This is a genomic window from Kribbella jiaozuonensis (assembly GCF_005233875.1).
GTDB lineage: Bacteria > Actinomycetota > Actinomycetes > Propionibacteriales > Kribbellaceae > Kribbella > Kribbella jiaozuonensis.
This window is the reverse complement of sequence record NZ_SZPZ01000001.1, coordinates 1,587,607-1,612,927: the sequence shown is the minus strand read 5'-3', so window position 1 is coordinate 1,612,927 and position 25,321 is coordinate 1,587,607. Positions and strand designations below refer to the sequence as shown.

Genomic DNA, 25,321 nt, shown 5'->3' with positions numbered 1-25,321 from the left:
TTCCTCTCTATCCCACCGCGAGCTCCGTGCAGATGTCCCACGCAGCCTGGCGGAGGAGCGCAGCGGTGTCCGGGTCGAGGCCTTTGACCGGCACGTCGATGCCGACCGGGTCTTCCTGCATGAGAGCGATCAAGAAGACGCAGGCGGCCAGGTAGCTGCCGGCCAGGGCTGGGTGGCTGTTGTCCGGGTCGTGCAGGACAGGCTCGTCGTGGGTGGCGAGGAAGCGTTCCCAGACGAGGCCGACCGGGATAAGCGCAGCGCCGAGTTCGGCCGCGGCTCCGCCGTACGCGTCGGTGAGGGCCTTTTGGGTTTCCGGGGCGTTGCGGCGGGCCCAGGTCAGGTAGAGCGCTGTGCGCGAACCTGCGGCGGTGATGGCGGTGTCGAAGTCGCGGGCGCTGTCGCGGAAGCGGGCCGGGCTCTTGATCGGGAGCGTGCTCTGCTCCTGCAGTACGACGGTGTCGAATCCGCCGCTCGCGATCGCCTCCAGCGCCTTGCCGGCGTTGAGGTGTTGCCGGAGCGAGGCGCCGCCGGCCGAGATCAGCTTGTGCTCGACCTCGATCCCTCGCGCGGCGGCGAGACCCTTGATCAGCCCGGGCAGGTTGTTGCGTGACGTGAAGCTGTTACCGACGAAGAGAATCCGCACGGGACGGACGCTACCCCGGAATCAGTTTGACCGGCTGATAGGACGGCCTGTTGGCTGGCGGGATGAGGATCGTGCCGGTGGAGGACGACGCCACGCTGCTGGACTGGCAGCGGGTGCACAACGAGATCATCCCGACGGCGCCGTTGTCGGTCGACGACATCCGCGAGCGGCTGACGCGGAACGTGCTCGAGGTCGCGTACGACGGGGACGTGCTGGTCGGCTGCTCCACCGTACGGCCGCCGTCGGACGAGACCGCGGCCGTGACCGTGATCGCCCGCGTGCTCCCGGAGTACCGGCGGCGCGGATTCGGTGACGCGATCTATCAGCACTGTCTGCAACGAGGACAGCAACTGGGCGACACCTTCGAGACGCACATCCTGGCGAGCAACGAGGACGGGGTGCGGTTCGCGAAGGCGCACGGGTTCGTCGAAGTGGAGACGTACCTGCTGCCCGGCGACACGATTCCTTTTGTCGAACTACGGTTGGGCGAGTGACGATGCGCTTTTCGATCAACATTCCGAACTTCGGGGACTTCGCCGACGCGCACACGGTCGCGCGGGTGGCGGCGGCTGCCGAGGAGGCCGGCTGGGACGGGCTCTTCTTCTGGGACCACGTCGTCCACAGCAAGGAGCAGCGGCGCGGACAGCCGTTCGGCGATCCGTGGATGCTGATGACGGCGGCCGCGCTGGCGACGTCGCGGATCAAGCTCGGTCCGCTCGTCACGCCGGTCGCACGGCGGCGGCCTGAGCAGCTCGCGCGGCAGGTCGCCACGCTGGACTCGATGAGCGGCGGCCGGGTGATCTTCGGCGCCGGGCTCGGTGGGCCGATCACGGACGAGTTCGGCAGCTTCGGCGACACGACCGATGCGAAGGTGCTGGCCGAGCGGCTCGACGAGGGCCTCGACGTGCTGGCGGCGTACTGGTCCGGCGAGCGGGTCGACCACACCGGCAAGCATTACCGGGTCGACGACGTGGAGTTGCTGCCGGCAACGGTTCAGAGCCCGAGGCCGCCGGTGTGGATCGCGGGCTACTGGCCGAAGAAGGCTCCGATGCGACGCGCCGCGCGCTGGGACGGCGCCGTACCGCTGTTCACGAGTGCCAACCACGGCGAGGCCCCTCCGGTCGACGAGCTGCGCGAACTGGTTGCCTTCATCTACGAGCAGCGCGAGGACCGGAGTACGCCGTACGACGTGATCGTCGGCGGGATCAGCCCGGCCGACGCGGCCCAGTCCCGTGCGCTGGTCGAGCCGCTGGCCGAGGCCGGCGCGACCTGGTGGGACGAGCGGCAGCTCATCCGCGGCAAGGACTTCTACCGCCTCGAGCCGGTCATGCGCCGGATCGAGCAGGGCCCACCGAGTCTCAGCTGACCGCGGCCCGCATCGCCTCGAGGGCCTTCAGTACGTCGGGCAGCACCTCGGCCGGGATGCCGGCGGTGATCGCGTCGGCAACCTCGTCGAAGATCGGCTTGATTGCGGGCAGGATCTTGCGCCCGGCCGGCGTCAGGGCCACCGTGATTGCACGACGATCCGCCGAGCCGGGCTGGCGGTCGAGGTAGTCCTTCTCGACCAGCCGGTCGACCAGTCGCGTCATGCCCGCGGTGTCGGTGCCGAGCAGGTCGGCGAGTTTGCGCGGGCTCGTCGTACCGCCCGAGACGTGCAGGAGTACGCCGGCCTGCTGCGACGTCAGCCCGAGCTCGGCGAAGCGCTGATCGAGCGCCGTCCGGACCCCGCGGGCCACCTGCGTCACCAAACTGGTCAGCTCGAGCCGCGGACCCGGCATGTCCGGCCTCCTTCGCTATTGCTGTCGCGACAGCTACTGTCTAGACTGCTACCTGATCGAGGGGGTTTGATGAAGGTACGCGATGATGTCGCCGAGTTCTTCGACCGGTTCGCGACTGCGAGCGACGGAGCAGGCTTCCATCCGACCTTGCTCACGCTGGATCCGGTGTCGGTGACGCCGGTGACCCGCGAGCAGGTCGTGGCCAGCCTGCCGAAACGCAAGGAGTTCTTCGCCGGGCTGGGGATCAGCGGGATGACCCTGGACTCGCTCGACGAGTCGCCTGTCGACGAGCAGCACACGCTGGTGCGGTCGACCTGGCGGCTCGAGCGCACCGAGTCGTCGACCGTCCCGGAGGGCACGATTTTCGCGTCGACGTACCTGCTCCGGAGAGTCGAGGGCGAGTGGCAGATCGTGGTTTACCTGAATCATCAGGACCTTCGGGCGCTCATGTCGGCGTGAGCTGGGAAGCTTGTCGGTATGAGCGACTCCTGCTGCGCGCCTTCTCGTGGTGAGGCATCGTCGCCTCCTCCGGGTCCGGCGGGATGCGGCGACCACGGGATCGAGCAGGTGGTGCTCGAGGGCGGCTCGTTCGCGATGGGTAACACCAACGGTGACGAGAACGTCGGCGACGGCGAGACGCCCGTGCACACGGTCGAGCTCTCGCCGTACAGCATCGATGCGACCAGCGTGACGAACGCCGACTTCGCTCGGTTCGTCGACGCGACCGGATACCGGACCGAGGCGGAGATCTTCGGGTACTCCGCGGTGTTCCATCTCGCGCTCGCCGCCGAACCGGAGGAGCTGATGGGGCCGGCGTCCGGTACGCCGTGGTGGGCCGGCGTTCGCGGGGCCGATTGGAGGCACCCGGGCGGCTCGCGCTCCGATCTGGACGGTCTCGACGAGCATCCCGTCGTCCATGTGAGCTGGAACGACGCCGTCGCGTATTGCAAGTGGGCGGGACGGCGATTGCCGACGGAAGCCGAGTGGGAGTACGCGTCGCGCGGCGGTCTGGACGGCGCGCGGTACCCGTGGGGCGATGAGCTGATCGACGACGAGTGGCGCTGCAACATCTGGCAGGGCGACTTCCCGCGGGCGAATACCGAGGAGGACGGATTCCTCACGACGGCCCCGGCCCGCACCTTCGAGCCGAACGGGTACGGGCTGTGGCAGATGGTCGGGAACATCTGGGAGTGGTGCGGGGACTGGTTCGGCCCGCGGTACTACAAGTTCTCCCCCACCGAGAACCCGCACGGACCGTCGCTCGGCGCGGCGCGGGTGATCCGCGGCGGCTCGTACCTGTGCCATGACTCGTACTGCAACCGCTACCGCAACGCCGCCCGCTCGTCGAACACGCCCGAGTCCTCGATGGGGAACGCCGGCTTCCGTACGGTCGGCCTCACGCGTCCTGACTGACCGCGGGCTTCCGCAATCCCGGCGTACTCGCGGCAACTGCGGCTACCGCTGCGACACACAGCAACGCACCCGACGCGAGGGAGGCGACCGGTGAGGTGAACTGCGCGACGACGCCGCCGCGGAGGTTGCCGAGGTCGGGGCCGGCCTGGCCGACGATCTGCTCGGCGGCGCTGACCCGGCCGAGCAGTTCGGACGGCGTGTGTAGCTGAACGATCGTGCTCCGCGAGACGACGGCGACGGTGTCCGCGGCGCCGGCGAACGCGAGCCACACCAAGGCCAACCAGGGCGCCGGCGAGAACGCGAACAACAGCAAGGCAATCCCCCACGCCGCGGAACCGCACAGCATCACGACGCCATGACGCGGCAGTCGCGTGAACGAACCGGAGAACAGCGACGCGGCGACCCCACCGACGGCGATCGCGGTCAGGAACAACCCCAGTGTGCGCGGGTTGTTGCCGTATCGCTCCGCATTGATCACCGGGAACAGGCTGATCGGCATCGACAACACGGTCGCCGCCAGATCGGTGATCAACGCCCCACGGATCACCGGCGTCGACGCAACGAACGCCAATCCGTCCCACACCCCGCGCAGCCCCGCCTTGGCGGTCCCCTCGATCTGCATCCGGGGCAGACCGAGTACGCCGTACAGCGCCGCCAGGAAACTGAGCGCGTCGATCAGGTAGCAGACGCCGACTCCCCAGGCGCCGATGATCACGCCGCCGAGCGCCGGTCCGAGCAGCATCGCGCCCTGGAACCCGATCCGGTTGAGCGCGATCCCGGCCGCGAGCTGGTCGCGGGACAGCAGCTGCGGCAGGACCGTCCGCGCGACCGGGCCGGCGGTCGCGCCGAACGCTGACTGTACGGCGATGAGCGCGAGGAGCACGCCGACGGGCACGCGCCCGAACACCAACTGGCTCGCCATGACGGTTGCTGTGAGCAACTGCCCGCAGGTCGTGATCAGGTAGATCCGTCGACGTTCGAGCCGGTCGACGAGAGAGCCCGCGAACAGACCGAGCACGATCAGCGGCAATGCCTGGGCCAGCCCGACGGCACCGGTCCAGGCCGGGCTCGACGTCTGATCCCAGACCTGGAACATCACCGCGACGAACGTCAGCTGCCCGCCGAATCCGGACAGCACCTGCCCGATCCACAGACGCCGATACGCCGTGACCCGCAACGGGCCGAGGTCGATGAGCGCGTTCTTCACTTCAGCTTCTCGGTGATGCGGTCGTGGAAGCTCTTGCGGGCCAGGGCTTGCTCGATGTCACGGACCACCTGCGTCATCGGATACGGCAGCTCGGCCTCGAGCTCGGCGATGGCGGCCTCGGTCGCCTGCCACTCGGCCGTCAGGAGCTCGACGAGCTTCTTCGACTTGGCCGTCAGCGTGACCTTCTTGCTGCGCGCATCGGCGCCGGCCACCGTGCGGACCAGGCCGGCGGTGCGCATCGCGGAGACCTTCTGGCTGAGCGCGGAATGGGTCCGGCCGACCGTGTCGGCGAGCTCGGTGATCGTCATCGGGCCCTTGAGGTGGAGCTGGATCAGCTCGCGCACGTAGCTCGGCTTGAGCCCCTTGATCTCGCGATCGGTGTAGATCCGTCCGATCTCGGCGTGCAACCGGTCCAGCAACTCGTGCAGCGGCCGCCACTGACTCTGCTCGGTGGGATCGTCCATGCGGTGATCATAACAGTGCTTATATAAGTGCTGTCACTTCTGGTTGCGGCTCTTTTGATGCTTTGGATATCCAGGTGGTGGCGAAGGCGGCGGAGAGGATGCTGATGAGGGCGAGTACCGCGAAGCCGTAGCGGGTGTCGGAGTGGCCGGTGACGATCGATGCGATCAGCATGACGACGATCGTTGCCGCCAGGCCGTATCCGTTGGCGATGCCGAAGGCGTGGCCGACGCGCGACTCATCGACCGACGTCATCAGCAGTGAGCGGGTCGCAATGCGGGCCTGACCGAAGAGGAACGCTCCCAGCAGCACAAGACCCATCAGCGCGGGCACGCCGAACAACGGCTGAAGCACCAGCAACCCGCTACAGACCAAGAACCCCCCGGTCGCCAGCTTCAAATCCCCGAACCAACCCGCGGACCGCCGATAAACAGCCGCAGCAAGCAAGAACCCAGCCCCACCCACAGCATCAACCACCCCAAGCACCGCGGGCCCTCGCTGCCACTCCCCGATCAGCAACACCGGCAACAAGGCGTTGAAGACGGTCACCACCACAAGCCCTTGCCCCAACAACACGGCGAGCGGAACAAGCGGGATCCGATCCGGAACGGCCGCCGTGGGCGCCGCCTGCGGGAGGCGCTTGGTTGCCTGCGGCAACACCTCCTCGACGTGTCCGCGGGGGCGCTTCTCCCCGACCGCGAGCACCAGAGCGGCGGATAACGCGAAGGTCAGCGCATTAAAGGTGAAGAGGGGTTGGGGGCCGAAGTACTGGAGGGCGATGCCTCCCAGCGATGCCGAGAGGAGCATGCCCGACTGGAGTGCGATCTCGTAGTGGGCGTTGAAGGGGCGGAGGTTTTCGGTGGGGACTCGTTCGCGGATGAGGGCAGCACTGGCGGGGGTGAACTGGGCAGCGATGATCGCCAGCGCGAAGTTGGTTGCGTAGACGAGGGGCTGTTGGGCGACGCCCAGGGCCAGGCCGACAGGGAGAGCCAGGGCGGCGAGCGCGCTGATCACGTCGCACAGAACCCACAGCCGGCGGCGGTCGAAGCGGTCGGCGAGGCGGCCGAAGTACGGCGAGAGGACTGCCTGCGGTACTGCGACGGCGATGAACAGCCAGCCGACGTCGAGCATCGAGCCATGCGCGCGGACGAGCAGCAGCGCGGCGCCGAGGAGCTGGACGTTGTTGCCGAGGGACGTGATGAACGCTGCGGGCAGCAGCAGGCGGGTTCTCGAAGTCACTTGCTTAACGGTGTCAGCAAAGACTGCCAAACCATGGCAGTGATCGTTTTACGATACGGCGGTTGCGTAAATCGAGGACCAGAGCTAGTCTCTTTTTCGACACCGCAGTAGCGAAAAGAGGATGGCGATGGTTGGACGAGGGCGACCGCGCGACGCCGGCGTCGAGGGGCGGGTGCTCGAGGCCGCGATGACCGAGATGCGTGCCCGCGGCTACGACGGCATGTCGGTCGACCGCGTCGCCGAGCGGGCCGGGGTCGCGAAGACCACGATCTACCGGCGCTGGCCGAGCAAGGCCGAGCTGGTGGTCGCGATGATCGCCGGCCTGCGCAGCGCCGTACCGTTCGAGCCGAGCGGGGACGCGCGGCGCGACCTGACCGAGCTCGTCACCGGTATCGCCGCCACCCTCGAGGTCATCCCGACCACGCTGGTCGCCGACCTCACCGCTGCAGCCGCCCGCGAACCGCGGGTCGGCGACAGCGTCCGCGCCCTCTGGGCCGAGCGCCACGCGGCCGTCACCGCAGTCATCGCCCAAGCCCAGTCCGAAGGGCTCCTGCTCGCGCATGCCGATCCCGGCGTCGTCGTCGACCAGCTCGTCGGACCGCTGTACTACCGGCTCCTCATCACGGGCGAGCCGATCGATCCCGCCTACGTGAGGGCGCTGGTGCACAGCACTCTCGGACCGGAGAACAAGTCATGAAGAAGTTCCTCGTTGCCCTCGGCAGCGTTCTCGTCCTGCTGGCCGGCTACACCGTCTACACCGTCGTCCGGCCGTTCACCCTGCACACCGAGCTCGACATCGACGCGTCACCGGAGCAGGTCTGGAAGGTACTCACGGACCGCCAGGCCTACCCGGAGTGGAATCCGTTCATCATCTCCTCGACCGGCGACCTCAAGGTCGGGGACAAGATCACCAACGTCCTCCGCGACACCAAGGGCAGCGAAACGAAGTTCACCCCGACGCTGCTGGCTGTCGTCCCCAACGAGGAGCTCCGCTGGGTGGGCAAGGTGCCGCCGGGTGCGCTGTTCACCGGCGAGCATTCGTACCGGTTGACCGCGCTGCCGGGTGGCCGCACGCACCTGGTCCAGGAGGAGAAGTTCACCGGCGCGGCGATCCCGTTCACGCAGTCGATGCTGAAGAACACGATCAAGCCCCAGTTCGAGGCCATGAACCGTGCGCTCGCCGCGCGAGCCAGCGCCCAGTAGCACCTTCATGCACCAAACACATCAACTAGTGGCAGAAGATTCATTGGACGGATGAACGGCCCGACTGGTTGAGTCGACGCTATGGACATGCGCGGATTAGGACGAGCAGGGATCGAGGTCAGCCCGGTCGGTTTCGGGTGCTGGGCGATCGGCGGTCCGTTCAGTAACCCGGCCGGCGAACCGCTGGGCTGGGGCGAGGTCGACGACGACGAGTCGGTGCGGGCGATCCGGCGGGCGGTCGAGCTCGGCGTGACGTTCTTCGACACCGCTGACGTGTACGGCGCGGGCCACAGCGAGCGCGTACTCGGGAAGGCCCTCGCCGGGATGCGCGACCAGGTGGTGATCGCCAGCAAGTGGGGCAACACGTTCGACGAGTCGACCAAGGTCATGCACCACCAGGACTCGACGCCTGAGTACGTACACAAGGCCGTCCGGGCCTCGCTCGACCGGCTCGGCACCGACTACCTGGATCTCTACCAGCTGCATTTCGACACTACCGACGAGATCGCGTTGCCGCTGCGCGAGGCGTGCGAGGAGCTTGTGCGCGAAGGGCTGATCCGCAGCTACGCGTGGAGCACCGACACGCTGCACAGCGCGGAATTGTTTGCCCAGGGCAAGCACTGCGCTGCCGTACAGCACGAGGCTAGCGTTCTGCACGATGCGCCGGAGTTCTTCGCGCTGTGCGAGCGTGAGGATCTGGCGAGCATCAACCGGACCCCGCTCGGGATGGGGATCCTCGGCCGTCGCGACGCGAGCAGCCCGGCGACCGGCGCGGACATCCGCACGCTGCCGCCGTCCTGGCTGCGGTACTTCGCGGAAGGCGGCGCACCTGCTCCCGAGTGGTGGGAGAAGGTGTCCGCGATCCGTGAGCTCCTACAGAGTGACGGCCGGACGCTGGCACAGGGAGCGCTTGCGTGGCTGTGGGCGCGGAGCGAGAAGACTGTGCCGATCCCGGGCTTCCGGACCGTGGCGCAGGCCGAGGAGAACGCCGGCGCGACGGCCTACGGACCGCTGAAAGCCGAGCAGCTGACCGAGATCGCGGCGCTGATCGCGGACTAGTCACCCCCACCCCCCGGCCCGGAACCGCTCAGCGACGGTTCCGGGCCGAGGTCTTGTCACGGGCTAGGTTTATCGATATACCTCTGCGCAACAACTTCCCACTGCGTGACGAGGTGGACCGTGGTGTCAGACGACAGGTTTGGTGGTGCCGCGCTGGATCAGCCGCGCCGGCGCGATCAGTTCCTGCGGCTCGCCGCCCGGACCGCCGTTGATCTGCGCCATCAGCAGCGCGACGATCGAGTCCGCCATCTCCTCGTGCCCGGGGTTGATGCTGGACAGCGCCGGCACCAGGTACGGCGCTTCGTCGATGTCGTCGAAGCCGATGACCTGGACGTGTTCGGGGACCCGCAGATTCGCATCGGCCAGCGCCCGGAGCGCGCCCAGGGCGACCACATCGGTCAGGGCGAAGACCGCGTCGAAGGCGATTCCGCGATCGATCAGCGACCGGATCGCGTCGTACCCGTCCTGCATCGTGAAGTGGCAGCGGACCGTCAGCTCCGGATCGATCGGTACGCCGGCATCGGTGTGCGCGAGCCCGTATCCCTGCGCGCGCAGGGCCGGCATGTTCGCGGTCCAGTCGGGGTTGCCGCCGAGCATCGCGACGCGCCGGGCACCGGTGGCGAGCAGGTGCGCGGTCGCCTGCCGGGCGCCGTCGACGTTGTCCATCATCACGTGGTCGTACTTCGACGGCAGCGCGCGCTCACCGATCATCACGACGGGCGAGTCGTTCCGGAGCTGGGTCAGCTCGGCCGGGTCGCTGTCGACCACGCTCAGCACCAGTCCGTCGTACATCCGCAGCCGGGAGAACACGACTGCGTCGGCCTCCCCCTCGCGGCTCGCACCGGTGCGCTCCATCACGATCCGCAGCCCGTGTGCCTCGAACCGGTCGGCGAGACGGCCGGCCAGCTGGGCGAAGTACGGACGCTCGAGCTCCGGGACAGCGAGACCGACCACTCCGGTCCGGCCGGCGCGCAGGTGCCGGGCGGCCAGATTGACCTGGTACCCGAGGTCGCTGATCGCGGCCAGGACCCGTTCGCGCGTCGCGGCACCGACCCGCGGCCGCCCGTTGATCACGTTCGAAACGGTCATCGTGGACACCCCCGCGGACCGCGCGACATCGGCCATCGTCACCACGGTCGTGCCCTTCTTCATGTCACCCACCTTACGTAAAAGGAGTCTGCGATGAGACTGCGTCGTACAGTAGCCGCTCTCGCGGCCGTCGCGTTCGTCCTCCCCTTGGCCGCCTGTGGCGGATCCTCCGGGAGCAGCGGTAGCAGCAGCGGGAAACTGACGTTCTTCTCCTGGGACGGCGAAGACACGATGAAACCGGTGATCGACAAGTTCCAGCAGGAGAATCCGGACATCAAGATCGAGTTCTCCAACGCCCCGCCGGTCGCGGAGTACATCTCCACCCTGCAGTCCCGGATCCTGTCCGGTACGGCGGCGGACGTGTTCGCGATCGCGGCCGAGAACAAGACCAACCTGATCAACGGCAAGCATGTCGTCGATCTGAAGGACAAGCCGTTCCTGAAGAACGTGCCGAAGTTCAACCAGACCACGTACGGCGGTGAGGACGGCGCTGTCTACGGGTTGTCGGTCGCGTCGTGGGGCGCGGGAATCCTGTACAACAAGGACCTGCTGGCCAACGCCGGCGCGACCGCGATCCCGCAGACCTGGGACGAGTTCCTTGCCCTGTGCCACAAACTGAAGAACGCCGGCGTGACGCCGTACCTCGAATCCGTGCAGGCGATGTCGACGCCGCTCGCGGCCTTCCTCGGCGCGGAGAGCGCGGCGGACGGCAACTCGATGGACAGCAAGATCTTCGACGGGTCGGCCAAGTTCAAGGACTACTGGGTCGAGCCGCTGACGCAGTGGTCCCGGCTGTGGACCGAAGGCCTGGTGACACCGGCGGTCGTCGGTCTGACCGGTGACCAGGTCCGGACCGAGTTCGCCAACGGCAAGGTCGCGATGATGATCGCCGGGCCGTGGGACATCCCCGGGGTTCGCAAGGCTGCGCCGAAGCTGAAGATCGAGATGGCGCCGATCCCGGGGATCGGCGGCCGTCCGGCGTACCTGGCGGGTGCGGCGAGCCCGGGCTACGCGATCAACTCGAAGGCGAAGAACCCGGCGGCCGCGGAGAAGTTCCTCGCGTTCCTGGACACGCCGGAGGCGATGGCCCTGTACCAGAAGGCCACCGGCGCGATCACGGTGACGACCGCCTTCCAGCCCGCGCTCGATCCGGCGCTGCAGCCGATCGTGAAAGACGTCCGGGCCGGGAACATCTACCTGCCGCAGATCGCCTGGAAACGGGCGGAGGACATCCTGAACGTCGAGGCGACCGCCCAGCTGCAGCTGCTGGTCCAGGGCAAGGCGACCCCTGAACAGGTCGCGAACGCCCTCGACACCAAGCTCGCGAGTACGTCGTGAGCACTCGCCTGCTCGCTCGGACCGAGGCCGCCTCCCCGGCCCCGGTCCGGGCTGAACGGTCGACCTGGGCGCGGGCCCGTGAGGCGTCCGCGAACCAGTTGTTCCTCGTGCCGGTTGCGCTGGTGTTCGTCGTACTGCTGGTGATCCCGCTGACGCAGACGTTCTACTGGAGTTTCACCGACTTCACCGGCTACTCCGCGGACGTGAAGTTCGTCGGCCTGGCCAACTATCGGAAGGTGGTCACGGACCCGTCGATGCTGGCGGGTCTCGGGTTCACGCTGGCGTACACGATCGGTACGGCGGTGCTGATCACGGCCTGCGCGATCCCGCTGGCCGTCGTACTGAACAAGAAGTTCTTCGGCCGGAACTTCGTCCGGTCCGTGTTCTTCTTCCCGGCCATCCCGAGTATCGCCATCCTGGGGCTGGTCTGGGGCTACATCCTCTCGCCGCTGGGCTCCGACGTACTGAACTCGGTCCTGCAGAGTCTGTTCCACGCCGGGCCGTACCCGTGGTTGTCGGATGACACGCTCGCGCGGCTGTCGGTGATCGTGGTCGCGGTCTGGGGCGGCGCCGGATGGCACGCGATGCTGTACCTCGCCTACCTGCAGTCGATTCCGGCGGATTACTACGAGGTGGCAACCATCGACGGTGCGTCGGCGCGGCAACAGTTCTTCCATCTGACGCTGCCGTTGCTGACCCCGGCCATTGTCATCAGCAACTTCTTGCTGATGACCGGCGGCCTCAAGGTGTTCGATCTTCCGTTCACGCTGACGAAGGGCGGGCCGGGGTACTCGACGTACACGATCACACAGTCGATCATCACCGGCGGTGTCGCGCAGGGTCGGTACGGCCTGGCCTCGGCATTGGCCGTGCTGTTCACGTTCGCGGTCGCGCTGGTCGCGGTCGCGCAGCTGTGGGCCTCGCGCCGGATCGAACGGAGGGTGCTGTGAAGCAACGACGTTCCCCGATCACGAGCGTGGTGATGATCGCGCTCGCGTGTCTGGTCGGCGTACCGCTGTATTACATCGTCGTCAACACGCTGAAGACGCAGGAGGAGATGGCACGGTCGCCGTTGGCGCTGCCAACGAGCTTGTTCCTGGACAACTACCAGCGAATCTTCGAGACGGTGCCGCTCGGGAGGAGCTTCCTGAACACGCTGATCGTGACGATCGCGGCGCTGCTGGTGCAGCTGTTCGTCGGGTCGACGGCGGCGTACGCGATGGCGATGCGGGCCAGCCGGTTCAACCGGATCTTCGGCGCGCTGCTGCTGCTCGGGTTCATCGTGCCGGGGCAGTCGACGTTGATCCCGCTGTACCGGCTCCTGGTCGGAGCCGAACTGGTCGACACGTTGCGCGGGCTGGTGATCATCTACTCCGGTGGCGCGATCTTCTGCTATTTCCTGATCCAGGCGTACATCAGCCGGGTGCCGTTCGAGATCATCGAGGCCGCCCGGATCGACGGCGCCGGGCCGTTCCAGATCTACTGGCGGATCGTGCTGCCGCTGATCCGGCCGATCCTGGTGACGGTCGGGATCTTCCAGACGATGGGGATCTGGAACGACTTCATCACCCCGAACGTCTTCCTCAGCTCGCCGGAGAAGTCCACGCTGGTGCTGCAGGTCTATCGCTCGGTCGGCGAGTTCTCCACCGACTGGCCGGCGTTCATGACGATGAGCGTGCTGGTACTGATCCCGATGGTCGTGTTCTTCGTCCTCACCCAACGCCACATCGTCAGCGGTCTGCTGGCCGGAAGCGTCAAATCATGAAGGAGAAGATGTTGTCAGAGGCATCAACCGCTCGGGTCGTGATCGATCTCGACGTCCCGGGAGCGACCATCAGCCGGCATCTGTACGGGCACTTCGCCGAGCACCTCGGGCGGTGCATCTACGGCGGGTTCTATGTCGGCGAGGACTCCTCGATCCCGAACGAGGGTGGGATCCGGCTCGACGTGGTCGAAGCGCTGCGGGCGCTGGAGATTCCGAACCTGCGCTGGCCGGGCGGCTGCTTCGCGGACGAGTACCACTGGAAGGACGGGATCGGGCCGAAGGCGGACCGGCCGTCGATGGTCAACACGCATTGGGGCAACGTCGAGGAGAACAACCACTTCGGCACCCACGAGTTCATGGCGTTGTGCGAGCTGCTCGGGGCAGCGCCGTACGTGAACGGGAATGTCGGCAGTGGGACCGTGCGGGAGATGAGCGAGTGGGTCGAGTACCTGACCCGCAACGGCGACAGCCCGATGGTCCGGGAGCGTAAGGCGAACGGGCGGGACGAGCCGTGGAAGGTCCCGTTCTGGGGCATCGGCAACGAGACCTGGGGCTGCGGCGGGAACATGCGGGCCGACGCGTACGCCGATCTGGCGCGGCAGTACGCGACGTTCCTCAAGGATCACGGCGACAACAAGCTGTACCGGATCGCCGCGGGTGCCGCCGACGACGACCTGGCCTGGACCGAGGCGTTGCTCAAGGCGGTCAGCTGCCTTGGTTGCGAGCGCGGTCCGAAGAACCTGTTCCAGGCGATCTCGTTCCACTACTACACGTTCGTGGGGACCTGGGACCACAAGGGCAGCGCGACCGAGTTCAGCCTCGACGAGTACTACGAGACGATCCGCAAGGCCCAGGACGTCGACCGCGTGATCCGCGGGCACTCCGCGCTGATGGACGCGTACGACCCGGAGCGCAAGCTCGGTCTGGTGCTGGACGAGTGGGGCACGTGGTGGGACGTCGAGCCGGGGACGAATCCGGGTTTCCTGTACCAGCAGAACGCGATGCGGGACGCGCTGGTGGCGAGCCTGCATTTCGACGTGTTCCACAAGCATGCGGAGCGGTTGGTGATGGCGAACATCGCGCAGACCGTCAACGTGTTGCAGGCGATGCTGCTGACCGACGACGAGGGCGGGCTGGTGCGTACGCCGACGTACCACGTGTTCGAGATGAACAAGGGGCATCACGACGCGACCGCCGTACCGGTGCATGTGGTCGAGCAGCCGACGTACGAATCGATGGAGCTGGTGTCGGCGTCCGCGTCGGTGAAGGACGGGCGGGCGCTAGTGTCGGTGAGCAATCTCGATCCGACCGCGCCGGTGGACGTCGTACTGGATCTGCGGGGCGCTCAGGTACGGGAGTCGATCGGGCGGTTGCTGACGGCATCGAAACCGCAGTCGTACAACACGCTCGGCGATCCGGAAGCGGTGGCTCCGGCTCCGCTCAGAGTGGAACCGGAGCCCCGCGGTCTACGGGTGACGCTGCCGCCGCATTCGTTCGCGACGGTCAGTTCGGCTTTGTGACGGCGATCTGGAACTCGTGCACCCAGTTCGCCGGGTTGTCCGGGTCGAACTGGAGCGTGACCTCACGCGCGTACCCCTGGCTGCGGTAGCCGTTGTCCTCGATCCACCGCGCCAGCGTCTGCATGCTGCGGTCGGCCTCCATCATGTCCCCCTTGTGGACGATGGTGGCCGCCTGCGGGATCTCGGGCAGCTCGAGTACGTCGACGTCCGCGGCGGTGCCGGTGTCGACGGGTACGGCGGCGTGGACACGGACCGTCTCGCCGTCGGCATTCTCGTAGTACGCGACCGGTGAGCCGCACGGATTGAGGCCGGCCATCCCCAGACGTTCGAAGAGCTGGCCGAACAGGGGTTGCAGGACGGGACCGATGTCCTCACCGTCATAGCTCGGTGAGATCGCGGACAGCTCGGCGACCCGCGTCGGGGCGATGTGTTTGAGGACGACGTCGTCGGTAGGCATGTGACCTTCCCTCTCGATGAGTCGGAGCCTCGCCTCGACGCTGGTCAACCGGGCGGTATTGCGGGCCAGCTCGTCCTCGAGCTGGGCCTGCCGCAACCGCAGCATGCCGCGCAGTTCCTCGGCCGACAGCTTCGCGTCGACGATCTCGCCGACCTGTTGCAGCGTGAACCCGAGGTCCTTGAGCGCGACGATCCGGTTCAGCCGGCGGAACTGGTCGGCCGAGTAGAACCGGTACCCGGTCACCTGGTCGACGACGGCCGGGCGCAGCAGCCCGAGCGCGTCGTAGTGCCGCAGCATCCGCGCCGACACCTGCCCGAACGCGGCGAAGTCTCCGATGGTGAACATGCCACGACCTTCCGGCTTGACACAGTGTCAAGGTCAAGCCCGAGCGTACGTTCCGATCAGGACGACGTGACGCGGGTACGGCGCTCGCGGATGGCGGCGACTGCTACGGCGCCCACGACCAGGGCTGCGCCACCGGCGCCGAAGCCGGTGACCAGATTGCCGCGGCTGCTCAGCCGGGAGTCGCACTGCATCGGCGTGATGCCCTTGTCGGGCTGGAAGACCGAGCCGCAGCCGTCACCGCCGGCGTGCACCGGCCGAACAGCGAACACCGCCCCGACGACCAGGAGAAGCACTCCCACCGCGCCGAGGACCTTGCTCAGCACCGGCCACCCTCTCGCGGCGCAGCAGCAAGGACCGACCGTTGTTGCCTGGTCAGATCCCACATACCCACGCTCACGCTCCCTGACAGCCTTCGACTGACTCGCAAGATTTGATCAAATCTAACGCAGCTAGCAGTCAGCCTTGAAGCTCAGCACGGCCGGCTGATGGAATCTTCACCCAGTTCTAACGCTCCCCTACCAGGTTGGAACGTGTCGCGGGGCCGACTGGTTCAATCGTCGAGGACGGCAACCAGAGAGCCGCTCGCACGGCCGTGGGCGACGTCTGCGAGGGCTTCGGCGACCTTGTCGAACGGGACCACCGTCGTGTGCGCTCTGACCGGCAGACGGGCCACCAGGCGGAACAGCTCCTCGCCGTCGCGGCGGGTGTTCGAGGTGACGCTGCGAAGGTCCCGCTCGTGGAAGAGATGCCGCTCGTAGTTCAGCACCGGTACGTCGGAGAGGTAGATCCCGGCGACCGCGACGGTCCCGCCCGGCTTGAGCGCCTCGAGCGCGTGCAGGACGACATCTCCGGCCGGGGCGAACACGATCGCCGAGTCCAGCGGCACCGGCGGCCGGTCGCCCACATAGGCCGCACCCAGCTCACGGGCAAGTGCGCGGTTCTTCTCACCACGCGTCACCACGAACAACTCGGCGCCCTGGGCGGTCGCGAGCTGCGCGGTGAGGTGCGCGCTGGATCCGAACCCGTAGATGCCGAGCCTGCCGCCAGGTGGCAGGTTCGCGCGGAGCAGGGAGCGGTAGCCGATGATGCCGGCGCACAGGAACGGCGCGAGCTCCTCCGCGGGACGGTTCTTCGGCAGCCCGTACGCGTAGTCCTGCGGCACAACGGCGTACTCCGCGAATCCGCCGTCGGCGTCCCAGCCGGTGTACGTCGAGCGTGGGCAGAGGTTCTCGTTGCCCGCGCGGCAGAACTCGCAGACGCCGCAGGTCCCCCGGAGCCAGGCGATCCCGACGCGATCGCCGGTCGTGAACCGGTCGCCGGTTCCTTGGTCGACCACGGTGCCGACGGCCTGATGGCCCGGGATGACGCCCGAGTGTTTCGGTGGGAGATCGCCTTCGCTGAGGTGCAGGTCGGTACGGCAGATCCCGCACGCCTCGACCTTGACGAGGACCTCACCTGGCCCGGCTTCCGGCAGGGGCCGGCGTACCTTGCGGAGCGGACCGGTGTCGATCGGACCCGGATGTTCGACTGCCCACGCCTGCATCATCTGTCCATCATCTGCTCTTACGCGACGCGGCGGAGGGCTTGCTCGCGGCGTTCGGCGACCTTCGAGCCGGACTCGCGCCGGGCCATCCGCCGCAGTACGACGGGGGCCAGCAGGAGACCGGCGACCGCCCAGACGCCGAGGACCGCCGCGGTCTCGAGGTGCCGCCAGGACTCGCCGACCTCGACCACGACCGCTTCGGACGGGAGGAGGGCCGAGCGCATGCCGAGGCCCATCCAGTAGATCGGGGTGAGCTGGCCGATGAACTGCAGCCAGCCGGGCAGCGCGGTGATCGGATAGAAGATGCCGGAGATCGCGATCAGCGCGAGCATCGGCAGCTGGATCAGGCCCTGGGAACGCGCTGTGGTCAACAACGAGCCGAGGACCGCGCCGATCGGCAGCGTCGCGACCAGCCCCAGCAACAGGACGCACACCAGCGTGAACCAGTGCGCCGATCCGAGTGCGATCCCGTCGACGATGATCAGGCCGGGGATCAACAGGATCGCCAGGTCGACGATCAGCCCGCCCGCGACGGATACGACCTTGCCGATGAGGTAGCAGACCATACCGTTTGGTATGGCCTTCGCTCGGAGCAGCGTGCCGTCGGCCCGGTCGGCCGTCAGCAGCTGACTCATGCTGACCATGCCCATCGCGGCGTTCATGCCGAGGATGCTCGGCAGTGCGAGCGCGCCGAGCAGCAGGCCGGTCGAGCCGAAGTCGCGATACCTGAGGAAGAACAACGCGACCAGCATCAGGACCGGCCAGAGGAAATGGCTGGTCAGCTCGGCCGGGTTCGTGAAGGACTGCCGCAGCTCGATCAGGCCGCGCTGCCAGCCGGGTCGGTATTTCATCGGCGCTCCCGTCGGACCAAGGCGAGATAGGCGTCTTCGAGCGAGCCCGCGCCCGCGATCAGCTGGGTGGCGGTACCGGACGCGATGATGCGTCCCGCGGCGAGGACGAGGATGCGGTGCGCGAGCTTGCTCGCTTCGTCGAGGTCGTGGGTGGTGAGCAGGATCGTGGTGCCCTGCTCGGCCGCGAGCCGCCGGACCAGCTCGTGAAACTCGTACCGCGCCTCCGGGTCGAAGCCGGCCGTCGGCTCGTCGAGGAACAGTACGTCGGGGCGACCAACGATCCCGATCGCGACGTCGAGCCGCCGACGCTGGCCGCCGGAGAGGGTCTTGATCTTCTGCTTGGGCTGCGCGGTTAGACCGACCTTCTCGAGCAGCTCGTCGACGGGCCATGGCGTCGCGTACGGCTCGTAGTACGAACCGAGGTGGTGCAGGAGTTCGCGGACGCGCCAGTTGCCGTGGTCGCGCCAGGACTGCAGCACGATGCCGATTCGCGACCGCCACCGTTCATCGCCCGCGGCCGGGTCGACGCCGAGCACCTCGACCCGGCCGGCCGAGCGAAGCCGGAAGCCTTCAAGGATCTCGATCGTCGTGCTCTTGCCGGCGCCGTTCGGGCCGAGCAACGCGACCACCTCGCCCGCACTCGCGTCGAACGAGACGTCGTGGAGGACCTCGGTATCGCCGTACCGCATCCGCAAGCTGTCCACTGTCAGAACCATGGGAGCGAAGCTACGTTGCGTTCACTCGCCCGGCAATCATGATGGTTTAGTTGTTGCTCGCAAAACCCTTTAAAACCTGGCATTGTGTGCAATGAGACTGGAAGAGAACGCAATACGTTGCAATGACCTGACGGTAAACGCGCGGAGGTATCGGGATGCCCGGAGGCAGGCTGAGCCATCAGGACCGGCTCGAGATCGCGGCCGGGCTGGCCGAAGGATTCGGGTACGCCGAGATCGCGCGGCAGCTGGACCGGCCGACGTCGACGATCAGCCGGGAGGTCGCGCGCAACGGCGGCGCGGGTGGGTATCGGGCGGACCACGCCCACTACGCGACTGCTTCCCGGGCTCGACGACGGCCGACTCGTCTTACGGCCGGGAGTGCGGGCCGCGCGGGACGGCTTGGCGATCCGCGAGCGGCGTACGTCGAGCGGTTTGCGGAGATGATGGTGGACGGCGGGTTGCCGCGGATGGCGTCGCGGGTGCTCGCGCTGCTCTATACCGCCGACTCGCGCACGCTCACCGCGGCCGATCTCGTCCGGGAGATGGAGGTCAGTCCGGCGTCGATCTCGAAGGCGATCGGGTACCTCGAGCGCGTGGGCATGGTTCATCGCGAGCCCGATCCGCAGCGTCGGCTCCAGCACTACGTGATCGCCGAGGACGTCTGGCTGAAGGCGTGGGAGATCAGCGCGCGGACCAACTTCAACTGGGCCGAGACCGCGGCTGAAGGCGTCGACCTGGTCGGACGTGACACCCCGGCGGGCGAGCGGCTGACGCAGATGGCCGAGTTCTTCCAGCGGCTCAGCGAGGACATGTCCGGCGGCGCCGGCTTCCAGGACTGTCTCTCTGTACTCGCGGTCCTCTGGAAGGCCGATCGGCTGCTCGACCCTGACGAACTCGCGCGGAGGCTGGATTGGCCGGTCGAGCGGGTGACCGATGCGGTTAACTATGCGGTCAAGGCAGCAGCTTCCGGAGCAGGCGACGAGTGAGGTGGCCGTCGGCGAGGCCTAGCTCGACGAGGTCGTCGAAGATGCCCTGGTCGGCGTTGGCCGCGCGGATGCCCGCGTCGAGGATCCGGTCCGAGCGGCTGAGTTGGGCGACAAGAGCGGTGTGGCGTAGGTGCCTCGACAGCAGACGAGACGTGCGCCGGCGGTACGGCGTACCGGCGTCCGAGTTTCCTGCCCTGAGCGCGTCCGCGATCGAGCGGCCCGCGAGCAGACCGGTCGCGACCGCGTAGTAGATGCCTTCGCCGGTCATCGGGTTGATCAGGCCGGCCGCATCGCCGGCGAGCAGCACCGGGCCGCTCCGCGGTCGCCAGGACCAGCCGGCGAGCGGCAGGTGATGGCCCCACCACGACTCGCCGCCATCGGTCGCGCCCGGTAGCAGGGTCTCGAGGTTCTTGAGCAGGTCGGCTCGCGTGGGGCGGGTGCCGGCGAGGAGTTCGCCGTACCCGACGTTCGACCAGCCGTCGCCGCGGTCGAAGGACCAGGCGTACGACGGTTGCCTGCCGGGGCCGTATGCGATCACCTGGCTCGCCGCGCGCGCGGGCGGCGTCGGCGCATAGCCGCGGATCGCGAGTGCGACCGGACCAGGCTTCGTCCCGAGCTCCTGCCGTACGACGGAATGGGCGCCGTCCGCGCCGACCACGAACCGGCCGTGCAGGTCGCCATCGATCGTGACTGACTGCGGCTGGATGGCCAGGCCGCGGACGCGTCGCCGTACCAGGTGTGCCCCGGCCGCCTGGGCGGCCTCGACGAGCCGCTGGTCGAACACCATCCGCGGTACGACCCAGGTCGGGCGCTCCATCTCCCGATCCACGCCGGCGGTCCCGCGGTTCAGCACGAAGCGCCGTACCGGGGTCCAGTCGTCGAGGATTCCCTTGACGCCGACGCCGGCGAGCAGATCGAGTACGTGCGGCGCGATCCCGTCACCACATGCCTTGTCCCGCGGAAAGTCGTGCCGGTCGACCAACAGCACCGACAGACTCGGATCCGCCCCCAACGCACCGAGCGCGGCCGCGGCTCCCGCCGGCCCGGCCCCCACAATCACCAGATCCCACACAGCATCAGTCTCGCAGCTGCCCGAAGCCACCGCGCGCCTGACCGCCGCCCTGGACCGCTGGGCGCCGAGACGCCGCCCCGCGAGCTGGAGCGCCGGGTGCTGGGGCGGCGGTGCGGCGACGTACTGGGTGCGGGCTGGTGGGGGCGCAGGCGGGTGCGTCTCGAAGACTAGGTGCCGGGGCGGCGGCCCGGCTTGTTGCTGCGGCGGGGGGCGCGGCGCACGCGCGAGGCGTGCGGGGTGACGGCCCCGGTTGGCGTGACGGGGCGGGCCTCGTCCGGATCGACGACTTTGAGGGGTGGAGGGACGAAGACCGGGATGGTCTCCTCCTCGTCTTGGGCGACCGGTAGAGGTGGCGGCGGGACGGGACGGGCGCGTGCGGCCGACTCCTTGCTCACCCGCGGGCGCGGTGCGACGAGTGAGACGGTCGGAGCCGGGACCGGCCGGCGGCGATGCGGGAGTTGGGTGCGCAGTTCGATGCCGAGTGCATCGATCAGTTTGCGGCAGGCAACGATCGAGACGGCGACCGCGAGTACCGTGCAGCCCGCGAACAGGATCGACTGGCCGCCGGACGACCAGTTCGACGGGTCGGTGCGCACCATCGCGGAGATCATCGCCACCACGATCGCGTTGGTGATGCCGAGGGCGATCGCCAGGCCGACCGTACAGAGAAGTACCCGCCGCTCGAGCCCGACATCGTCGGCCGCAGCGACGAGTCCCGCGATCAGACCAGCGAGCACCGGCACTGTATATACAAGCGCTAGTGTGAGACCGGGGCTCGCGACCAGATAGAACACGTCGAACACCACGGCGGTGCCGGTCAGCGCGGCCGCGAAGCACACCACCATCGGCGGGTAGGCGCGCAGCACCGAGACCGCGTCCATGGGCACGGTCTTGAACATGCGCAAGGCCAACAGCAACTACGTATCCCCTCGTCCACCCCCATTGTGCCGCCACCCACCACCGTCCGTGAGATCCAACGGCCCGCGAGTCTAGGTTTGACAGTGTGGATGACGAGGTGTGAACCGCGATCGAGTCCGCGCCGGTCCCGCCGTACAGGTGGTGCGCCGGTCCGTCGTAGTTCGTTGTGGCGACGGACCGGCGGCACCTGGCGGCTCTACTACCACCAAGGCACAGTTGCTGCGGGCAACTCTTAGGCAGCGGCCTGGGTGGGTGCGAGTTTGTCGCGGAGGTCGTCGAGGATCCGACGCAGCACCCGGGACACCTGCATCTGGCTGACGCCGATGTCGTTACCGATCTCCGACTGCGTCCAGCCTTCGATGAAGCGCAGTTGAAGGATCCGCCGGTCGCGTTCGCCGAGATCGGCGAGCACCGGCTCGAGCATCTCGACCGTCTCCAGCTGGTCGATGCTCGCGTCATCGTCGTCGGCGACGACGTCGGCCAGCGTCAGTTCGGCGTCCGCTTCGGCCGGACGATCCAGCGACAGCACGTTGAAACAGCCCTTCGCCGCCAACGCCTGCTCGACCTCGGTCACCTCGACCTCGAGGTGCTCGGCGATCTCGGCCGGCGTCGGTTCGCGGTTCAGTTGCTGCTCCAGCTCCGGCAGCTTGGATGCGATCGTGCCCTGCATCTCCTGCAGCCGGCGCGGGATCCGGACCGTCCAGGCGCAGTCGCGGAAGTACCGCTTGACCTCGCCCCGGATGGTCGGAATGGCGAACCCGATGAACGGGGTGTCCGCCTCGAGCCGGTAATGATGGGCTGCTTTCACCAACCCTAGGTACGCGACCTGCTCCAGGTCGTCCGACTCTGCGCCGCGCCCGCGGAACCGGCGCGCGATGCCTTGCGCCATTTCCAGGTTGAGCTCGACGACTTGTTCGAGAAGTTCCTGCCGTTCGCCTTCGGCGGTACTGGCAGCCCGGCGTTCCATCAGCTTCCGGGTAGCTGCTTCACGTGCGGCCCGATCGGCCGGTGTGGCGCAGCGGGTGGAAACCCGCTCCATGATGCTCGTGACCATTGGTATGACCTCGCGACTGTCTCGTCACGGCGTGGCACTTCGCTGAACCACGGTCATGCCTGCAGGAGAAGTCGTACCCCACCTCTCTCCATCTCATGCACAAACCGCCAAACAGTCACTCATCGCGACCGGACACGCCGTCTAACGGGCGTTTGACCCCGACACCATCACAGGACGTAAGGGAGCGGACACGTGACCCAAAAGTGTGTACGATGCAGATGCAAGGCCAAATGCACGTGCATATGCCAAGGACGTATGGAAGGTGCAGCTGATGACTGCGATCTACAACGGCATGCCCGGCGACTCGAACAGTGAGCTGATCTGGAAGAAGAGCCAGCGCAGCGGCCCGCAGGGCAACTGCGTCGAGGTAGCAAAGCTGGCGGACGGTGGTGTGGCGGTGCGCAACTCGCGCTTCACCGACGGACCGGCCCTGGTGTTCACGAAGGCCGAGATCGAGGCGTTCCTCGGCGGCGTTCACGACGGCGAGTTCGACTACCTCGCCTGAACAACACACAGCGGCAACACCGAAGCAAGGGCCCCTTCGCCAGGCGAGTGACGAAGGGGCCCTTTCGTTGTGTCCGGGGCCTGCCCGGTGCTCGATCGGCGCTTGCCTACGCGACGATGTCCGCGGCCGCCGACGGCCGGTGAGGCGCCGGCCGAGACGAGCAGCTCGGCACATGGAAACGCCAGGGCCAACCCTCCGGCGAGAGTCGGCCCTGGCGTGTCTGAGGGGCGAGTACGGAACTACTGGACGGTGAGCGGCCAGAGCTGCTCGCTCGGCAACTCCGATGCCTTCCCGGTGGCCGCATTGTCAACGGTGATTCGCAATCCGGTGAACTTCGGCGTCATCACCCGCTGGTACCGCGACGCGCGGTCCGGCTCGGCGACGTACTCGGCGATCAGGTGGTCGCCCAGCCAGATCCGCACCATCTTCCGTCCTCCTACTGCTCTGTCGGTGGTCATGGGGCCAGGCTCACGATCGGGTCGCCGTCGAGTTGGCGAACACCGCGCAACCAGCCCTCGAAGGCCCAGCGCTGTTGCTCGGGGCAACGCGCAACCAGTTCCTGGATCTCCCGCTCCGTCAGCTCCTCGGGCGCGCGGCCGCCGGCAAGCTCAGCGGTCTGCTCCACAACCTCACTGTCGTTGTCGTTCATCGACTCGGGTTCCCCAACCAGTCAAGCCAACGGGGGGCCATTGGCGCTCTGTAAGGACCGGCCTGCCGGATCACGCGATGTCACTTTTCGCGAGATCCAGCTCACCTTCTGTGCATGAAGCAATCATGGCGTCGGCACGCGACGAATGCAAGCGCCCGATGCACGTGCATCCGCACGTTTTCCAATTCGAGACCACAACGGACCTCATTCCGCCTGGGGCGGGATCAATCGAAGGGCCGCGAACGGTGTTCGACGGCGCGCTGGTCGGCTACTATGTACTGACAAATCGGACCCGGAGTCGATCGGCTAGGCTTACGCTCCGTGATCGCTGCTGCGGATTCGACGCTCTTTTGTAAGAACTTCGGCAGATCAACGCCCCGGCGTGCGATGATGTGCACTCGCGGGTGAGGTTGCTTGTTGATGAAGACCGCTGGGGCCGCAGGGAGGTTGGGGTGACCGAGTCGGGCGCGCAAAGCGGACCGACCGCGCTGCGCGTTATTCTCGGAGCGCACCTTCGCCGGATGCGGGCGGCCGCCGGTATCAGCCGGTCGGACGCCGGCTGGGAGATCCGGTCGCCGGAGTCCAAGATCAGCCGGATGGAGCTGGGCCGCGTCGGCCTGAAGGAACGCGACGTCGGCGACCTGCTCAGTCTGTACGGGCTTGACGACGAGGAAGAGCGCGAGCGGCTGCTGCGTCTCGCACGCGAGGCGAACAACCCCGGTTGGTGGCACCGGTACGGCGACGTGCTGCCGAGCTGGTTCCACTCGTACCTCGACCTCGAAGCCGCGGCACAGCTGATCCGTGTGTATGAGCTGCAGTTCATCCCCGGTCTGCTGCAGACACCCGACTACATCCGTGCGGTTGTCCAACTGGGCCGAGGGATGATCCCGGCCGAGGAAGTCGAGCGCCGCGTGACGCTTCGGACGAACCGGCAGGGCGTGCTGACGCGCCCGGAGCCGGTGCGCGTTTGGGCGGTAGTGGACGAGGCGGTGCTTCGCCGGCCGATCGGCGGCGTCAAGAGCATGATCGAGCAGCTCAACCACCTGATCGATCATTCGCAGCTGCCCAACGTCACGCTCCAGGTGATGCCCTTCAGCGTCGGCGGCCACGCAGCCACCGGCGGCGCCTACAGCATCCTGCGTTTCCCGGAGCAGGACCTGCCGGACATGGTCTACATCGAGCACCTCACCAGCGCCCTGTACCTGGACAAGCTGGAAGACCTCGACCAGTACACAGCCACCATGGAAGCCCTCTGCGTCGCCGCCCCACCCCCGAACAAAACCCGCGACATCCTCACCGACATCCGCAAAGACTTCGAACGCTGACTCCGCCTCGTGGCATGCCTCGATAGCAAGCGGGCCGGCTGCGGTGCGTCCGCTCTCGACGGATGCCTCTCATGCGGTCCGGCGACTCATGCGGGGCGGCCTGGAGCGCGGGTTTTGAGCATGCGCATCGGGCCGGTCTGACCGACGACAACGGGCGGGCGGATCACGAGGCAGTCGGTTGCGA

General features: G+C 67.5%; 30 protein-coding genes. 14 read left to right on the top strand and 16 right to left on the bottom strand.

What is annotated here, in order from left to right; translation table 11 throughout:
• Window positions 1-7 precede the first annotated feature (7 nt).
• Window positions 8-643 carry an SGNH/GDSL hydrolase family protein gene (locus FDA38_RS07830; protein ID WP_137253354.1) on the bottom strand — a complete coding sequence of 212 codons (636 nt, stop codon included), beginning with the start codon at window positions 641-643 and terminating at the stop codon, window positions 8-10.
• A 62-nt stretch (window positions 644-705) separates the two neighbouring features.
• On the opposite strand from FDA38_RS07830, the gene FDA38_RS07825 reads away from it, so the two are divergent.
• Together FDA38_RS07825 and FDA38_RS07820 are read left to right on the top strand one after the other, a co-directional pair.
• Window positions 706-1,137 (top strand): GNAT family N-acetyltransferase, encoded by a 432-nt coding sequence (locus tag FDA38_RS07825; RefSeq protein WP_137253353.1) that lies wholly within the window; start codon window positions 706-708, stop codon window positions 1,135-1,137.
• Between the two features lie 2 nt (window positions 1,138-1,139).
• Window positions 1,140-2,009: an LLM class flavin-dependent oxidoreductase gene (locus FDA38_RS07820; protein ID WP_137254177.1), complete on the top strand. Its 870-nt coding sequence runs from the start codon at window positions 1,140-1,142 to the stop codon at window positions 2,007-2,009.
• Here the strand turns inward: FDA38_RS07820 and FDA38_RS07815 are convergent.
• Window positions 2,002-2,421, bottom strand: a complete 420-nt coding sequence (locus tag FDA38_RS07815) for a MarR family winged helix-turn-helix transcriptional regulator (RefSeq protein WP_137253352.1) — start codon at window positions 2,419-2,421, stop codon at window positions 2,002-2,004. The genes FDA38_RS07820 and FDA38_RS07815 overlap by 8 nt on opposite strands.
• Window positions 2,422-2,490: 69 nt before the next feature.
• Here FDA38_RS07815 and FDA38_RS07810 point away from each other — a divergent pair, with 69 nt between their 5' ends.
• Both FDA38_RS07810 and FDA38_RS07805 read left to right on the top strand, forming a co-directional pair.
• Window positions 2,491-2,880 (top strand): hypothetical protein, encoded by a 390-nt coding sequence (locus tag FDA38_RS07810; protein ID WP_137253351.1) that lies wholly within the window; start codon window positions 2,491-2,493, stop codon window positions 2,878-2,880.
• Between the two features lie 18 nt (window positions 2,881-2,898).
• Window positions 2,899-3,834, top strand: coding sequence for a formylglycine-generating enzyme family protein (locus tag FDA38_RS07805; protein ID WP_137253350.1), 936 nt, complete (start codon window positions 2,899-2,901; stop codon window positions 3,832-3,834).
• Here FDA38_RS07805 and FDA38_RS07800 read toward each other — a convergent pair.
• Genes FDA38_RS07800 through FDA38_RS07790 form a run of 3 tightly spaced genes read right to left on the bottom strand, consistent with a single transcriptional unit; the run spans window position 3,818 to window position 6,772 of the window.
• Window positions 3,818-5,041 carry an MFS transporter gene (locus FDA38_RS07800; protein ID WP_137253349.1) on the bottom strand — a complete coding sequence of 408 codons (1,224 nt, stop codon included), beginning with the start codon at window positions 5,039-5,041 and terminating at the stop codon, window positions 3,818-3,820. The genes FDA38_RS07805 and FDA38_RS07800 overlap by 17 nt on opposite strands.
• On the bottom strand, window positions 5,038-5,505 hold the full coding sequence (locus tag FDA38_RS07795) for a MarR family winged helix-turn-helix transcriptional regulator (protein WP_137253348.1): 468 nt from the start codon (window positions 5,503-5,505) through the stop codon (window positions 5,038-5,040). The genes FDA38_RS07800 and FDA38_RS07795 overlap by 4 nt, the downstream gene beginning before the upstream one ends.
• 19 nt (window positions 5,506-5,524) lie before the next feature.
• Window positions 5,525-6,772: an MFS transporter gene (locus FDA38_RS07790; protein ID WP_202877583.1), complete on the bottom strand. Its 1,248-nt coding sequence runs from the start codon at window positions 6,770-6,772 to the stop codon at window positions 5,525-5,527.
• Between the two features lie 97 nt (window positions 6,773-6,869).
• On the opposite strand from FDA38_RS07790, the gene FDA38_RS07785 reads away from it, so the two are divergent.
• The 3 genes from FDA38_RS07785 to FDA38_RS07775 all read left to right on the top strand — a co-directional run bounded on the left by FDA38_RS07785 (window position 6,870) and on the right by FDA38_RS07775 (window position 9,004).
• A complete protein-coding gene (locus tag FDA38_RS07785) occupies window positions 6,870-7,439 on the top strand; it encodes a TetR/AcrR family transcriptional regulator (protein ID WP_130445062.1) in 570 nt (189 codons plus the stop codon).
• Window positions 7,436-7,945 (top strand): SRPBCC domain-containing protein, encoded by a 510-nt coding sequence (locus tag FDA38_RS07780; protein ID WP_137253347.1) that lies wholly within the window; start codon window positions 7,436-7,438, stop codon window positions 7,943-7,945. The genes FDA38_RS07785 and FDA38_RS07780 overlap by 4 nt, the downstream gene beginning before the upstream one ends.
• Window positions 7,946-8,032: 87 nt before the next feature.
• Window positions 8,033-9,004 (top strand): aldo/keto reductase, encoded by a 972-nt coding sequence (locus FDA38_RS07775; protein WP_233714581.1) that lies wholly within the window; start codon window positions 8,033-8,035, stop codon window positions 9,002-9,004.
• 126 nt (window positions 9,005-9,130) lie between these two features.
• On the opposite strand, the gene FDA38_RS07770 is transcribed toward FDA38_RS07775, so the two are convergent.
• A complete protein-coding gene (locus FDA38_RS07770) occupies window positions 9,131-10,156 on the bottom strand; it encodes a LacI family DNA-binding transcriptional regulator (RefSeq protein ID WP_137253345.1) in 1,026 nt (341 codons plus the stop codon).
• Window positions 10,157-10,186: 30 nt separating this feature from the next.
• Here FDA38_RS07770 and FDA38_RS07765 point away from each other — a divergent pair, with 30 nt between their 5' ends.
• The 4 genes from FDA38_RS07765 to FDA38_RS07750 are packed head-to-tail and all read left to right on the top strand — an operon-like array spanning window position 10,187 to window position 14,716.
• Window positions 10,187-11,431, top strand: coding sequence for an ABC transporter substrate-binding protein (locus tag FDA38_RS07765; RefSeq protein WP_137253344.1), 1,245 nt, complete (start codon window positions 10,187-10,189; stop codon window positions 11,429-11,431).
• Window positions 11,428-12,381, top strand: coding sequence for a carbohydrate ABC transporter permease (locus FDA38_RS07760; RefSeq protein ID WP_202877582.1), 954 nt, complete (start codon window positions 11,428-11,430; stop codon window positions 12,379-12,381). The genes FDA38_RS07765 and FDA38_RS07760 overlap by 4 nt, the downstream gene beginning before the upstream one ends.
• Window positions 12,378-13,196, top strand: a complete 819-nt coding sequence (locus tag FDA38_RS07755) for a carbohydrate ABC transporter permease (protein ID WP_202877581.1) — start codon at window positions 12,378-12,380, stop codon at window positions 13,194-13,196. Before FDA38_RS07760 ends, FDA38_RS07755 begins: the two co-directional genes overlap by 4 nt.
• Window positions 13,193-14,716 (top strand): alpha-N-arabinofuranosidase, encoded by a 1,524-nt coding sequence (locus FDA38_RS07750; RefSeq protein ID WP_233714580.1) that lies wholly within the window; start codon window positions 13,193-13,195, stop codon window positions 14,714-14,716. Before FDA38_RS07755 ends, FDA38_RS07750 begins: the two co-directional genes overlap by 4 nt.
• On the opposite strand, the gene FDA38_RS07745 is transcribed toward FDA38_RS07750, so the two are convergent.
• The 5 genes from FDA38_RS07745 to FDA38_RS07725 all read right to left on the bottom strand — a co-directional run bounded on the left by FDA38_RS07745 (window position 14,700) and on the right by FDA38_RS07725 (window position 18,628).
• Window positions 14,700-15,518 carry a MerR family transcriptional regulator gene (locus tag FDA38_RS07745; protein ID WP_137253343.1) on the bottom strand — a complete coding sequence of 273 codons (819 nt, stop codon included), beginning with the start codon at window positions 15,516-15,518 and terminating at the stop codon, window positions 14,700-14,702. The two genes, FDA38_RS07750 and FDA38_RS07745, sit on opposite strands and share 17 nt — an antisense overlap.
• Before the next feature lie 56 nt (window positions 15,519-15,574).
• Window positions 15,575-15,841 (bottom strand): hypothetical protein, encoded by a 267-nt coding sequence (locus FDA38_RS07740; RefSeq protein ID WP_137253342.1) that lies wholly within the window; start codon window positions 15,839-15,841, stop codon window positions 15,575-15,577.
• A gap of 227 nt (window positions 15,842-16,068) precedes the next feature.
• Window positions 16,069-17,064, bottom strand: coding sequence for a zinc-dependent alcohol dehydrogenase family protein (locus FDA38_RS07735; RefSeq protein WP_233714579.1), 996 nt, complete (start codon window positions 17,062-17,064; stop codon window positions 16,069-16,071).
• Between the two features lie 17 nt (window positions 17,065-17,081).
• A complete protein-coding gene (locus FDA38_RS07730; RefSeq protein WP_137253341.1) occupies window positions 17,082-17,912 on the bottom strand; it encodes an ABC transporter permease in 831 nt (276 codons plus the stop codon).
• Window positions 17,909-18,628: an ABC transporter ATP-binding protein gene (locus tag FDA38_RS07725; protein ID WP_137253340.1), complete on the bottom strand. Its 720-nt coding sequence runs from the start codon at window positions 18,626-18,628 to the stop codon at window positions 17,909-17,911. Before FDA38_RS07725 ends, FDA38_RS07730 begins: the two co-directional genes overlap by 4 nt.
• Before the next feature lie 155 nt (window positions 18,629-18,783).
• On the opposite strand from FDA38_RS07725, the gene FDA38_RS07720 reads away from it, so the two are divergent.
• A complete protein-coding gene (locus FDA38_RS07720) occupies window positions 18,784-19,614 on the top strand; it encodes a GbsR/MarR family transcriptional regulator (protein WP_137253339.1) in 831 nt (276 codons plus the stop codon).
• Here FDA38_RS07720 and FDA38_RS07715 read toward each other — a convergent pair.
• From FDA38_RS07715 to FDA38_RS07700, 3 genes are all read right to left on the bottom strand, one after another.
• Window positions 19,580-20,686 (bottom strand): NAD(P)/FAD-dependent oxidoreductase, encoded by a 1,107-nt coding sequence (locus FDA38_RS07715; RefSeq protein ID WP_202877580.1) that lies wholly within the window; start codon window positions 20,684-20,686, stop codon window positions 19,580-19,582. The two genes, FDA38_RS07720 and FDA38_RS07715, sit on opposite strands and share 35 nt — an antisense overlap.
• Window positions 20,687-20,853: 167 nt before the next feature.
• On the bottom strand, window positions 20,854-21,585 hold the full coding sequence (locus FDA38_RS07710; RefSeq protein ID WP_137253338.1) for a hypothetical protein: 732 nt from the start codon (window positions 21,583-21,585) through the stop codon (window positions 20,854-20,856).
• 251 nt (window positions 21,586-21,836) lie between these two features.
• A complete protein-coding gene (locus tag FDA38_RS07700; protein ID WP_137253337.1) occupies window positions 21,837-22,658 on the bottom strand; it encodes a SigB/SigF/SigG family RNA polymerase sigma factor in 822 nt (273 codons plus the stop codon).
• A 271-nt stretch (window positions 22,659-22,929) separates the two neighbouring features.
• Between FDA38_RS07700 and FDA38_RS07695 the strand changes: the two genes are divergently transcribed.
• A complete protein-coding gene (locus FDA38_RS07695) occupies window positions 22,930-23,163 on the top strand; it encodes a DUF397 domain-containing protein (RefSeq protein ID WP_137253336.1) in 234 nt (77 codons plus the stop codon).
• 239 nt (window positions 23,164-23,402) lie between these two features.
• Here the strand turns inward: FDA38_RS07695 and FDA38_RS07690 are convergent, their stop codons facing one another.
• Complete coding sequence (locus FDA38_RS07690; RefSeq protein WP_233714578.1) at window positions 23,403-23,621, bottom strand: hypothetical protein; 219 nt, start codon at window positions 23,619-23,621, stop codon at window positions 23,403-23,405.
• On the bottom strand, window positions 23,618-23,812 hold the full coding sequence (locus FDA38_RS07685; protein WP_137253335.1) for a hypothetical protein: 195 nt from the start codon (window positions 23,810-23,812) through the stop codon (window positions 23,618-23,620). The genes FDA38_RS07690 and FDA38_RS07685 overlap by 4 nt, the downstream gene beginning before the upstream one ends.
• 452 nt (window positions 23,813-24,264) lie before the next feature.
• On the opposite strand from FDA38_RS07685, the gene FDA38_RS07680 reads away from it, so the two are divergent.
• Window positions 24,265-25,137: a helix-turn-helix domain-containing protein gene (locus tag FDA38_RS07680; protein ID WP_137253334.1), complete on the top strand. Its 873-nt coding sequence runs from the start codon at window positions 24,265-24,267 to the stop codon at window positions 25,135-25,137.
• Window positions 25,138-25,321: the final 184 nt, after the last annotated feature.